The organism is Veillonella parvula (genome assembly GCF_036456085.1).
GTDB lineage: Bacteria > Bacillota > Negativicutes > Veillonellales > Veillonellaceae > Veillonella > Veillonella parvula_E.
Map to the genome: position 1 here is coordinate 1,900,795 of NZ_CP138632.1, position 13,277 is coordinate 1,914,071.

12 protein-coding genes are annotated in these 13,277 nt (G+C 38.3%); 10 read left to right on the forward strand and 2 right to left on the reverse strand.

Annotated elements, in window-relative coordinates; translation table 11 throughout:
• Positions 1–36: 36 nt before the first annotated feature.
• Positions 37–2,409 carry a tetratricopeptide repeat protein gene (locus tag PK1910_RS08830; protein ID WP_331298743.1) on the reverse strand — a complete coding sequence of 791 codons (2,373 nt, stop codon included), beginning with the start codon at positions 2,407–2,409 and terminating at the stop codon, positions 37–39.
• A 312-nt stretch (positions 2,410–2,721) separates the two neighbouring features.
• Positions 2,722–3,504, reverse strand: a complete 783-nt coding sequence (locus tag PK1910_RS08835) for a basic amino acid ABC transporter substrate-binding protein (protein ID WP_024061331.1) — start codon at positions 3,502–3,504, stop codon at positions 2,722–2,724.
• 191 nt (positions 3,505–3,695) lie between these two features.
• On the opposite strand from PK1910_RS08835, the gene PK1910_RS08840 reads away from it, so the two are divergent.
• The 10 genes from PK1910_RS08840 to PK1910_RS08885 all read left to right on the forward strand — a co-directional run bounded on the left by PK1910_RS08840 (position 3,696) and on the right by PK1910_RS08885 (position 13,191).
• Positions 3,696–4,880: an amidohydrolase gene (locus PK1910_RS08840; protein ID WP_331298744.1), complete on the forward strand. Its 1,185-nt coding sequence runs from the start codon at positions 3,696–3,698 to the stop codon at positions 4,878–4,880.
• A 43-nt stretch (positions 4,881–4,923) separates the two neighbouring features.
• Positions 4,924–6,126 carry an HAD hydrolase family protein gene (locus PK1910_RS08845; protein ID WP_331298746.1) on the forward strand — a complete coding sequence of 401 codons (1,203 nt, stop codon included), beginning with the start codon at positions 4,924–4,926 and terminating at the stop codon, positions 6,124–6,126.
• A gap of 102 nt (positions 6,127–6,228) precedes the next feature.
• Positions 6,229–6,435: a DUF362 domain-containing protein gene (locus PK1910_RS08850; protein ID WP_331298747.1), complete on the forward strand. Its 207-nt coding sequence runs from the start codon at positions 6,229–6,231 to the stop codon at positions 6,433–6,435.
• 358 nt (positions 6,436–6,793) lie between these two features.
• Positions 6,794–8,329, forward strand: coding sequence for a glutamine-hydrolyzing GMP synthase (gene guaA, locus PK1910_RS08855; protein ID WP_021147641.1), 1,536 nt, complete (start codon positions 6,794–6,796; stop codon positions 8,327–8,329).
• Positions 8,330–8,571: 242 nt separating this feature from the next.
• The gene (locus PK1910_RS08860; protein WP_331298750.1) at positions 8,572–9,348 is read left to right on the forward strand and encodes a hypothetical protein; all 777 of its coding nucleotides are present in this window, start codon (positions 8,572–8,574) and stop codon (positions 9,346–9,348) included.
• 63 nt (positions 9,349–9,411) lie between these two features.
• A complete protein-coding gene (locus PK1910_RS08865; protein WP_270279264.1) occupies positions 9,412–10,767 on the forward strand; it encodes a nucleotidyltransferase in 1,356 nt (451 codons plus the stop codon).
• A 4-nt stretch (positions 10,768–10,771) separates the two neighbouring features.
• On the forward strand, positions 10,772–11,665 hold the full coding sequence (locus PK1910_RS08870; RefSeq protein ID WP_270279263.1) for an SMODS-associated NUDIX domain-containing protein: 894 nt from the start codon (positions 10,772–10,774) through the stop codon (positions 11,663–11,665).
• A 54-nt stretch (positions 11,666–11,719) separates the two neighbouring features.
• Positions 11,720–12,043 (forward strand): hypothetical protein, encoded by a 324-nt coding sequence (locus PK1910_RS08875; RefSeq protein ID WP_270279262.1) that lies wholly within the window; start codon positions 11,720–11,722, stop codon positions 12,041–12,043.
• Positions 12,044–12,045: 2 nt separating this feature from the next.
• A complete protein-coding gene (locus tag PK1910_RS08880; protein WP_270279261.1) occupies positions 12,046–12,348 on the forward strand; it encodes a hypothetical protein in 303 nt (100 codons plus the stop codon).
• 15 nt (positions 12,349–12,363) lie between these two features.
• Positions 12,364–13,191, forward strand: coding sequence for a class I SAM-dependent methyltransferase (locus tag PK1910_RS08885; protein ID WP_331298753.1), 828 nt, complete (start codon positions 12,364–12,366; stop codon positions 13,189–13,191).
• Positions 13,192–13,277 lie beyond the last annotated feature (86 nt).

Here is a 13,277-nt window from a genome sequence, read left to right on the forward strand (position 1 = left end):
CCAATTTTGGGGGAGCAGCTCACTGGGGATGGTCTTTTATGTTTGTAAATCCTTTGGCACTGTTAATTGTTTCCAATTATCTAGTTCAGGAATTTCCAAGGTATTTATCGTTTTTTGAATCCAATAGTTTAAGGATACTTCGTTCCCCACATATTGTTCGAATAAGTAGGTCTTACCAGGCGTGTCTTGTGGGTTTCCATCGTCATCGATGGTATGACGGGCAGATTCTTTTAGATAGAGCTGCACTCTAAATGGAGTCGACTGATTGCCTTTAAAAATAAAATAGGATGGGCCCACAAAGTCATGGGTGCGAATATTAATTTGTTCGTATTTTTTCTCTTTCAATCCTTGCAAGGCAGTCTGAATCATAGCATTCGCATCGTCGTATTCCTCTAACAAGAATGGCTGTTGATCAACATCGAGCACGTAGTGCCAAGTCGGCTTTTCTTCATTCTTTTCGATAGACCAGTTCTCTTCGAGGCTAGGCAACTGACGATTATGGTAAAGCTCTTTTAATAGACTTAAGGTATTTTCTTTGTTGTATACGGCCTTATAAACGATTTCATGTCCTTCTGTTGGATCATAACCGTGCAGTCTTACTTGATAATTATTTCGTAGCATCCGCGTTACATCGAGCTTGAAGATATTGCGCAATGCATCTGGAACGGATAGGAAACGATTGTAAAAGCTGAGCTTCATTTCTTCTTGTGACTCTAAGGCTGTTTCAATGGTTTGCCAGTCATACAAAGTTGTATCCCACAGGAAGTCGTCCATAGTCACAGATAAACGGGCCGCATCTTGAGGCCAGGTGGCAGGTGCAGGGCGCACCGTAGTGGTGGATTCGGCAACGCCTTCTTTGTATTGCCAGTGACCATCAACCTCTTCAAAGGCAGTTAATCGTTCTTCTGCTTCGTCATCGATGGGAATATCCTTTAGCTCCGGATCTAAATTGGCTTTGTGAGACAAGATATATTGATGGGATTGCTCGTAATAGGATACGGCTTGATCTAAATCTGGTTTGCCTGTTACATAGCCTTTTTCGTAGGCATAGCCTAAGGCAACACGTGTTAAAGCGCGCGTAATATCGTAGAAAAGAACGCGATCTTCTTCTTCGAAGGCACGTTGCTCTTCATCTAAGACACGCAGTAACGATTGTACACCGAAGCGAATGTTTTTCATCACCCCTAAACCGTGGATTCGCATGTAACCGATATAGGGCAAGGCGAACATAAATCGATCTTTTGTAGCCGCCATATGTGTTAAGTCTGCTATGAGACCCCAGTCGAGAGGCAGGTGGCCTATGTGAAAGATATATCCAAAGGCCGCCTGTAAGGCGGTGTAGCCCGCATCACTAAACTCTTTCGTTGCAGCGCGGCGGTAGAGACCTATGGCTTTTACCGGATCGTAGGGGATAGTACAACGTAAATTTTTGGCATCATAGAAATGATAGTAATAATCCGCTAATTCTGCGATGCTTTCAGATTGACCTAAGGCGGCACCTTTAGTGAACCACGTGAAAGCATCCTCGAATTTACCGTTTTCATGGCAGTCGAGGCCTGTATATAGCATCATGGCCGGGTTGCCAAGCTTGGCCGCAGTCTTGGCGACGCGGCGCGCATTGGAAAAGTCGGCTTCGTCGATATAGATATTGCGCAAGTTTCCTTGGAACATGGCAAGACTGTTGTCGAGAGCCTTATTAAACCATTCTTTCGCCAGGTTAGATGCATTTTTTTGCAATTTTTCGTCTGGCACGGTGCCTTGTAAGGCGGCGATACGATCCTGTACAGAGTTTGCTGTAAGGCTTCTTTGAATGCGTTTAGTCCAGCTCATGGGCGGTGGTGTTAGCATAGCTTCAGCGGAGTCGATGCGATTATCATCGCGCCAGAAAAAGACATTGCCTATAACATATTGGCAATAGGCATCGCCTCGATTCGCATGGTCATAGACAATGCGGAAAGCATCATCGAAGGAGATTTGCATATCCTTCTCGACGGTAGGTGTGATGGATCCTTTGATACGCAAGGCTTGTAATGTACCGATAGGGCTACAACGGCGAATGCTATCGTGTAAGCACTGATAGGTACGCATATTGTCTTCTGGAAAATTAGACTCCTCCCAGGTAAAGCGAGGCCCTGCATAGACCCGTGCCAAGAGTGCATATGCATCACCTAACTCTCGGGTCTCTGGATCGTTGGCTATTTTGAGAGCATCTTCTTTAGTATCTATATCACTTTCAAGAAGGGTGGTCATATCGTTTCGCAAGGCACGATGATCAGTTTGTACTGTCCCTTGCTGATTATTGACGATGAGTTCTAACTGACGTAAGCCTTCTTGAGCCATTTTTTGATTATAGGATGTAAAAATCATGTGGAAGACCTTTTGCAGGCGTTCCGTAAAATACTGTGCCATTAGGCCTCCTTTTATACTATAAAATACATATTTATTATATAACGAACGCTAGGTACCGTAAAAGAGGCAATGCTAGTATAACTGTATGTCTTCTATTGATATCATATTTTGATATCGTTTAACTATTCTCACAATATACTAGTTTATTTCTAATATGCCCGTATGTAATACAATTTAATACGGAAGCTTTAGTATGTGTTGTATTAAAGCGCAAAAAATCCCCTCTAAAGAAGATCTGTTGTCACAAATTTTATGTGATGTCTGAAATCTTTCAGAGGGGTTATTATGTATCCTAGTTCGTAGGAATACATATTATTTTTTGTTGTAATCGCCAAACCATTTGTTGTAGATTTTTTGGTAAGTGCCGTCTTCTTTAAGTTCTTTAAGAGCTTTATTAACAGCTTCTTGAAGAGCTTTGTTGCCTTTTTTTACACCAAGCACTGTGCCAGGGGATTGTGTAGGTTCGCCTACGAGTTTAAGGTCTTGGTCAGCACCTTGTTTGAGGTAGTACATAGCTACAGCGTTATCGATGATAGCGCCATCAATTGTACCGGCTTTCAATTCCATGAAGATATTAGCGTTGGAATCGATTTGTTTTACAGTTGTATTAGGAATTTTTTGAGCCATTTCAACAGGGATTGTACCGATTTGAACACCTACAGTTTTACCTGCTAACTCGTCCATGTTGTGGATGGTAGTGTTGTCTTTACGCACAACTGTGATGAAACCGCCTTGATCAAAGTACACATCGGAGAAGTCCAATACTTTTTCACGTTCTGGAGTAGCGTTGATGCCTGCAGCGATCATATCGATATCGCCAGATTGAACAGCTGGAATCAAAGCGTCGAAGCCCATGGATTTGAATTCCATTTTTAGGCCGATTTTTTTAGAAATTGCTTCGGACAAATCAACGTCGAAGCCAACATATTTGTCGCCTTCAGTGAATTCGAACGGTGGGAATGTAGTTTCAGAACCTACACGCAATACGCCTTCTTGTTGTGTCATTTTAGGTTTGTCGTTGCCACAACCAGCCAATAAACCCATTGCTGCTACCGCTACGAGGGCGATGGCTGTCAATTTTTTGAACTTAAACATAGTATCCTCCTCAAACATCCATATACATGGTTTATACATTTCTGTTTATATTGTACGGAATTTTACACCAATAGGCAATAACATTGTATAATTAAGAGTACATGAGTTTCATATTTAAAAATGGATTTCATTTAATATTGTTTAAATCCATCGATTTGCACACATTTTTGATTATATCTATTGGAGGCGCTATGAACCTTATGCATACATTTTCCGATCTTTGTAAAAGCTTCGCACCAGATGCTTTTGCGGTGAATTATACATTAGCTAAAAACCCTGAGATTTCCAGTCAAGAATTCGAGTCCGTCAAAACCATTGGTGCTGTTCTCGAAAAATATGGTATGGACGTAACCTATGAATTCTGTGATTTACCGACTGCCTTCAAGGCCTCTGTTGTGAAAGTAGATAACCCTCAAGGTCGTTTAGCGATACTTTGTGAATATGATGCACTGCCAGAGGTAGGCCATGCATGCGGTCATTCCGCCAGTGGTTCTATGAGCGTGTTGGCTGCATTGACACTACATAAAATGCAAGAAGAGGGCGTAGCTTTCAACATGGACATCGATATTATCGGCACACCAGACGAAGAAGCGATGGGGTGCAAGGTGGATATGTGCAATGCAGGGGTGTTTAAAGAATACGATTTTGCCATCATGGTGCATCTCGACGGCGAGGAAACACGGCCTAATTCACAATTTTTGGCACTCGATTGCTTCCGCGCTAAGTATCATGGTAAGCCCGCCCATGCAGCCGGCGAGCCTTGGAATGGCAACAATGCGGTAAATGGTGTGCAACTCGCTATCCATGCTATGGATATGATGCGCCAACAAGTGCGCCCTGAAACGCGCATCGGCACGTGGATCATTGCTGGAGGTACCGCATCCAATGTAATTCCTGCCTTCGGTGAATTAGAGGTCACCGTGCGGCATACGGAGCGTGAGTACTTGAATGGTTTATCTGAGCAAATCAAAAAAATCTTTGAAGGGGCTGCCCTTTGTACAGGTACAACTGTGGATGTAGAGTTTTATGGCAATCCGTATGATGATATGAACCAAAACCACCGTGGCACGGCGCTTATCGAAGAGGTAATGACTGACATGGGCCTCGATTTTGAACCTGGTCCGGCAGCCCTCGGAGGTAGTTCAGATATTGGCAATGTAAGCTATCAATGTGCAGCACTCCATCCTAAATTGCGTCTCGCTGGCGAGCCAAAGGTGTGCCATTCTAAAGAATTTGCCGCTACCATGTTAGAGCCTACCATTGAACAAACTATCATTGATGGGGCTACTATTATAGGAGGTTCCTTATTGCGATTAGTTGAGGACCCAACAGTCTTAGAAGACATCGTAGCCGAATTTAACGCGTCCATAGTGTAATGCTTGAGCTTATTGATTTGTTAGATACCATAAGGGAGGCAGTATGACCTCAAAAGAAACATTAACTATAAAAAATTATATAGGTCTAGTTGGAGATAAGCGCATTCGATTCATCGCATCCGATGTAGACGGCACCTTGGTAAACGATGCGAAAGCAATTTCTGAGGATGCCATTGAGGCGATTCGTGCAGCTCGTGAAAGCGGCATTCGCGTAGCCATTGCTTCTGGCCGTGCTTGGAATGAGATGAATGATGTCATCGAAAAACTGCCTTGCTTGCGCTATTTCATGTGCACTAATGGCGCTTACGTGATGGATAAGGATGAAAACCGTAGTCTATTCCACGTAAATTTTGATAAAGAACAAGCATTACATTTGTTACGCAAACTATTAACCTATGGCGTATATGTAGAGGCCTATGTGAAAGACCAAATCTTTGGCATGTATCCGCCATCTAGATGTATTACACCTGAACGCTTAGGGGCTTGCGCTTGTGAACGAAGTGGCAGTAATAAAAAGACGATACATGGCATCATGGATAATCATCTACCTAACATCATGAATAATCATGGGTCTAGTGTTATGGATAATCATCTACCTGAAATAGTAGATCAGCAGGTTTCTGGTGCATTACATACCCATTTGCCAGGGGCAACTTATGCTCACTATGCTTTGGCAGAAGGTGATGAAGCAGCCAATGTAAAACTATCTGAATGTGAAATTGAGCAATCCAATTTCTTCTTTAGACCTAATATTCGTCCATTTATATTAGCGACGCGGACCATGGTATGTGATTTGTTAGCTCATATGGAAGCCTTAGACGAAGGACCTGAGAAAATTCAAATCTTCTACGGTGACGAGCCGATGCGTCAGCGCATCTTGCAAGACTTACGAGATGAATATCAAGGTCTGTCCCACGATGGCACAGGCCGTGAACGTTTCTATGATGTATTGCTCTCTAGTGAAGGCAATCTAGAATTTGTATTGCCTCATACTACAAAAGGTACTGCTGTAGAAGCCTTAGCAAAACATTGGGGATTAAGTCCTGATGAGGTGATGACACTGGGGGATAGCGAAAATGATCTATCTATGTTACGCTTTGCGGGTGCAGGCGTAGCGATGGGCAATAGCAAGCCGAACATTAAAGAAGTAGCCCGCTACGAAACGACAGATAATAACCATCAAGGCGTGGCAAAGGCAATCTATTCGGCTATTGCATATAATATTGCGCTCAATAGAAAATCTTGATTTTAGTGTTTATAATAACCTAACGTTACATGGCAGATATAGTATTTAATCATTACGTGGATATACTTAATTTTGTTTTTACTGATAGGGAGGTGATGTATAATGGGAAATCTAAAATTTAATATTGATGACACTTGTGTTAAATGTGGTGCTTGTGCAGAGGATTGTCCTGTTCAATGCATCACCGAAGGGAAGACTCGATTTAACATCGGAAAAGGCTGTATCGGTTGTGGCGATTGTTATTCGATATGTCCTGTAGGGGCTGTAAAAATGTATAAACGAAAGGATGTTAAGGAGCTTAAAGAGTAATATAACAGCAAACTAAGCTGTACGTTAAAACTGTATTTCAGCCTTTTAAACTGAATGTTAGGATTTTAACTCTGCATCTTAATATCTTGAATTTGTATTCTAATCTTAAAATCGTATTCTAGTATCTCAGATTTGAATTTAAGTACATATTTATAGCTATATAAATAAAAATCCGAACATTGGATTCCTATTTATAATCTATATACGGAATATATGGAGTCGTTATACTTCCTATGGTATAATAAAATGTAATGAAAAATTAGCGTTTGGCTCGGAAAAACGCGTCCCAGTACAGAAACGTATGGGCATAAAAAAATAGTGAATATACTTTCACAAATAGATGCATATGGAGGAAGGCATGGAAAACAAGGAATTTGTAATTGTTGTTGACTTTGGTGGTCAATATAATCAATTGATCGCGCGCCGTGTTCGTGAAAATCACGTATACTGCGAAGTATATCCATACAACAAAGCGCTGGATAAAATTAAGGAATTAAAACCGCAAGGTATCATCTTTACAGGCGGTCCTAACAGCGTGTATGAAGAAAACTCTCCAAAAATTGAGAAAGAGATTTTTGAACTTGGTATTCCTATTCTTGGCATGTGCTATGGTATGCAATTTATGGCGCATACATTGGGTGGCGAAGTTAAATCTGCGGATAACCGTGAATTCGGTAAAACACCTACTAAAGTGGACACTACATCGCCATTGTTCAAAGGCTTGGAAGAAGACCAAGTTGTTTGGATGTCCCACGTTGACTATGTAGCAAAGGTTCCTGAAGGCTTTGAAATCGTAGCACATACTAAGGATTGCCCTGTTGCATCCATGCAAAATACAGAACGTAAACTATATGCTATGCAATACCATGCAGAAGTGTTGCATACTGAACATGGCAAGGAAATGCTTCACAACTTCTTGTACGAAGTATGTGGCTTCACAGGCACATGGACAATGGCAAACTATGCAAAATCTGCTATTGAAGACATCCGTAAAACCGTTGGTGACGGCAAAGTATTGTTAGCATTGTCTGGTGGTGTAGATAGTTCTGTTGCGGCAGCTCTTATCTCTAAAGCTGTGGGCGACCAATTGACTTGTATCTTTGTTGACCATGGTTTAATGCGTAAAAATGAAGGCGACGAAGTAGAAGCAGCTTTCAAAGATTCCGGCATGCATTTCATCCGCGTCGATGCAGAAAAACGTTTCTTAGATAAATTGGCTGGTCTTGAAGATCCAGAAGCTAAACGTAAAGCTATCGGTGAAGAATTCATCCGCGTATTTGAAGACGAAGGCCGTAAAATCGGCTCCGTTGATTTCTTAGCGCAAGGTACAATCTACCCTGACGTTATCGAGTCTGGTACTGGTGAGGCGGAAGTTATCAAATCTCACCACAACGTTGGTGGTTTGCCTGCAGTGGTAGACTTCAAAGGTCTTATCGAACCGTTGCGCAATCTCTTCAAAGACGAAGTGCGTGAACTTGGTTCTGAATTAGGCTTGGCTGACTACCTCGTATGGCGTCAACCATTCCCTGGTCCTGGTCTTGCTATCCGCGTAATGGGTGAAATAACTAAAGACAAACTCGACATCTTGCGTGATGCGGACTACATCTTCCGTGACGAAATTGCAAAAGCTGGCCTTGATCGCAGCATCAACCAATACTTTGCAGTATTAACATCTACACGTACCGTAGGCGTTATGGGTGATTTCCGTACATACGACTACACATTGGCATTGCGTGGCGTAACAACAACAGACTTCATGACTGCTGACTGGGCACGCATCCCTTACGACGTATTGGACACCATCTCTCGCCGTATCGTAAACGAAGTACAACACATCAACCGTATCGTGTACGATATTACATCTAAACCACCTGCTACAATTGAGTGGGAATAATAAGAAATATTGATTTTAAATTCATTAACTAAACTTTTGAGTAATAATTACTTTAACTGAAAGGTAATAGAATAGGTTTGAAAGGGAGAGTTTTGGATTTAAAGAGTGCATAAAAGCCTCCCATCATTTTGGTGGGAGGCTTTTGTATAATTCTATATTCATAGCAAAAAAAGTTTAGTAAAATCTGTATGCTATAAAGTTATTTTAGTGTATTTTTAGGTATATAGAGGGGTCTAGATAAAATGAGATATGTTGCATTCTTGGATATATTGGGTTTTAAGTCTAAATTAAAAAGTTGTGAACATGGTGAGGCTGTACACTTTATCAAAATGTTTGCGGCTACTGTATATAGTGAGTTTAAAAATTTAGAAAATTCCAGTAATATTAAGGGCTATATAGTTAGTGATTCACTTATTTTATATTCAGCCGACGCTAAAAGAGAATCTTTAATAGTATTAATGAATTTGATTAAAGATATCTGTAAAGCTTTATTTAGAAATGATGATATTTTGATTCGTGGCGGAATAACACGAGGAGATTTTGATAAAGTCCCAGCAAGTCCAATTGAGGAATTAGAAAAAGGATTAATTGTTGGTAAAGCTTATGTAGAAGCTTTCAACCTTGAAGGTAAAGCACATGTTATAGGTATTATTGTTTCTAAAAAGGTAAAAGAAGATATTTTAAAGTATAAAATTCAGATGGATCAACTAGTTAAAATTAATGAAAGTATGATGATATCTAGTGAGGATAATTCACAAATAAAAGACTGTTATTTCTTTAATTATTTTGATATAGATTTTCTTCTTGAAAAAGATAACTTAAGTAAATTTATTCGTCTTGCAAGTAAAACTAAGAGGTTACCGCATTATGTTAATACACTAAAGTTAGTTCTTAAGAGTGAGAATAATGATATTAAAATTAAAAATTTTAGATTTAAGTTAAATGATAGCAATATCACAGCAAATTACAGCTTAAATAAGAATGATTTAGACATATTTATTAATAGTGTCTTGGAATGAGATTTAATAAATAAAAAGAAAGCTGAATTAGTGGGGTATATAGAGGAGTAGAGGTATAAGCTAATGTATGATTTATCATCTAGATTTAATACATTTTATAATTCTTATGTAGTTTTATCTAAAGCTGAACAAACTAATTTACATTCAAAGAAGGATTTGAATATTACTAGACTCAAGAACGGCTTGAAAGAATATAATGAAATTCATAAGACTTCGTATAATATAGTAGAAATCTATGTGCAGGGGAGTATGGCAATGTCTACTATTGTACAAAATCAAAATGATGACTATGATATTGATATTGCTATTGTTTTTGATAAGAAAACTCTTGGGGATAAAGGTGCACAAGCTACAAGAAATATGGTTGCGGCTGCTCTTGAAAGACAGACGAAGCAATTTAATACAGCACCAGAGGTAAAAACAAGTTGTGTACGAATAAAATATGCTGATGGTTATCATATAGACTTTGCTGTTTATAGATGTGAATTTGATAGTCTTAATGATTGTTATATTTATGAGCATGCTGGTTCTGATTGGTCTAAGCGAGAACTTCGCGGGCTAAATGAATGGTTTAAAACAAAAAATGATAAGTCAGGAGATAAGTTAAGGAAAGTAATACGTTTGTCTAAGATGTTTTGTAAGTCAAGAAGCTTTTGGAAAAATATGCCTAGCGGTCTTTTGCAAACGGTTTTATGTGATGAAAACTTGATAGATTCTTATGAACGTATTGATGAATTGTTTTATTATACAATGAAAAGTATTGTTAGTAGACTTGAGATAAATCAAGAGGTTTATGCACCTATAGATAATCAGCGAAATTTGACGCCTAGAAATAGTGATCGCCAACAATTGATTAATTGGAAAAACCGCTTAAAAAGTAAAATTGAAGATCTCAGTATTTTATTCAAATCTGATTGTTCAAGAGCAGATGCGGTTCAAGCTTGGTATGGTTTTTTTAATCACGATTATTGGTGCGAAGAAGCATCAATTTGTGAGGCAAAAGGTATAACATCAGTTTCTTCTTTTACAGACACGGAAGAATATATTGAAGATTTATATAATGTGAATTTATTATATGAATGCAAAGTATCGTGTATGGTTAGTGGTGATGGATGGAGAACTAAGCCAATAATTGAGTTCCTATCGGTATTAAGGGGCTATTTGCCACATAACCTTAAAATTTCTTGTAAATTAGAGTATACTAGTTGTCCATTACCATATAAAGTTTTATGGAAAGTTAAAAATGTAGGACCTATGGCTGAAAGACGAAATCAGATAAGAGGACAAATTATAGAAAAGGGTTCGACTATAGTTGAGCATAGCAATTTTTATGGTAATCATTATATTGAATGTTATATCGTAAAAGATAATGTCTGTGTTGCTAGAAAAAGAATAGAAGTTCCTATTGATAAAGGGTAAGATCATGAAAATAATAAAATTTATTTTTTTATTGCTAGCAGTAATATGTTGTATTATAATAATGTCTTTTTTTGATTCTAAAGTATGCCCAGTAGGAACTAATATTGCGGGGATATTACTAGGGCTAATTTTCCCACAATTTATAAATTCTATTCAGGATTTTCGTGATACGACTAATTGGAAAACATCGCAAAGAAAATTATTACGAGGTAAACTTATAAATGATAATACCTTTATAAGAATATCTTTTGCCTATCTCTATCGTATCAAGTCAGGTAATAAGTATCTATTGGTTAAAAATGAAAGAGGAACTGGAAAGTACCAGCCTGTTGGTGGTGTCTATCAATTTGATGAAGCTGAAAGATTAAACCTACAACGATTATTTCAAATAATAGATGATAATAAAATGCCAATAGATGAATCATCAAGAAATGACTATAGACTCAGAATGGAAAATAAGTATTTACGTAAGTTTATAAAGTACTTTGATAAGGAGAAAAAAAGAGAAAATATTGAAGATTTGAGCCGTGAATTTAGGGAGGAGCTAATAGAAAAAGGAATTGTAAATTGGGAAAAGATTTCTTACCGGTATTGCGGAAGACATATAACAGATTTACAATTTGGAGCGCATTTTCAAACTTATGAAATACTTTTGGCTGATATTGTAGAACTTTTACCTACTGAAAGTCAAAGAAAAGATTTAAAATTATTAGAGGCCAAGTTATCTGATCAATATCGATTTGCTACTGCAGAAGAGATTTCTTCATTTGGTGTAAATACAGCTTTAGGACAGTTTAAAGATGAAATTGCTAATCATACAGTAAAAATTCTAGAAGAAAATCAATGCAAATTAAGTAAAGAGATGAATGACTCAAAAGTATATACTATTAAAATATAAGTAAAACACGATATATTTTAATCACTAAATATCATATTTATTATGAGGCCTAAAATGAGCAATTTAGATTTTACTATTGGTTGTACAGTTACTTTCTTCAGCAAGAAGAGGAGAACTCCACCGAATTTAAATAATGGAATGTATTATCCTCATTTCGTTATAAAAGGTACTGAGGAGTATCTTGGTATCAACTTTATTGATGGTGAAGATGTCATCTTTGATAAGCCAATTCAAGCTAATGCTTTACCAGTATATGAAACCGTAGATTATTCTGCTCTACAAGCAGGTACTGAGTTCCTTATTATGGAAGGTGGCAATGTTGTTGGAGAAGGGATTGTAAAAGAAATCTTTCAACATAAACCATATGGGAGTAAATAACTATGGGCTATAAAAATGTATGTGTAACCTGCCGGATCTCCTTGTCGGAGGGCACAAACTACGAGTTGTTTAACAGAAATAAAACTTGCCCTACATGTAAAGGTAAAATGTACTTTGTGAACGAGAAGTTCAAAGCCCCTAAAAAATCTAATGACAAAGAATGGAAGATTATCGAGTATTTGTTGTTGAGCGGCTATGATTTTCGTAATCCTTATTGTGGACATGAGCAATGTATTTATTTTGAGTTCCCTAAGAACCTGCAAGAGGCAGAAGAGTTTATCCGTGAAATGAGGAATTTAGACTAAGTCAGGAGGTTTCGTATGGCACCACAAATTATCGATTTTTCGTTCTGGAATGAAATGTGGAAACAAAGTTATTATGATCGTGAGAAAGGGATTCGGGCGAATCCATTATTAGAGTATTGGGACAAGCGGGCCAATGACTTTTCTCTCATGCGTAAAAGCAATGATTACGACTTTGGTCGCAAAGTGTATGCTGCATTGAGTGGTGTGTTGACTGCTGATTCTAATATGCTAGATATAGGGGCCGGCCCAGGTTCATTTACGATTCCCTTTGCTCAACATATTAAATCTGTCACTGCTATTGAACCTTCCAAGGGGATGGTAGAGATATTAAAAGAAAATGCCAAAGAGGCTGGTGTAGATAATTTCGATATTATTGAAGAGTTAATTCAGGACTTACCTCAAGATGACTCTTCTGATTTTCAATTTGACCTTGTAGCTGTATCTCTTGTGCTTTGGATGTTTCCTGATGTGTGGCCTCGACTTTTACAAATGGAACAATATTCTAAAGGCTATTGTGCCATTGTAGCAGGTATTCCTGATTGGAAGAACCCTCGAGAAGCTAGTAAATCTGATGTACAAGAGTTCCAAATCCTCTATAATATGTTGCTTTCACAAGGACGTTCGCCTAATGTAAGTGTTATTGATTATCGATGTGAGCGGACTGTGGAAGATGAAATCGAGTGTCGAAAAATCATATACGAACAGTATTATGGGGATTTAACCGCTGATGCGGAGGAGCAAATTAAGAAGGATATCATAGCAAAGGCTAAGGATAATAAATGTTTGATTTCCTCTCGGGCGGCCATCATCTGGTGGAACCCAAAGGAAATTGTTAGTGCCTAGTTTAATAATTAAGCCAATAGATTATGCTATCTATTGGCTTTTATATTGTATCGAAAAATTGGTATACTGATTTTAAGTTAATCGAT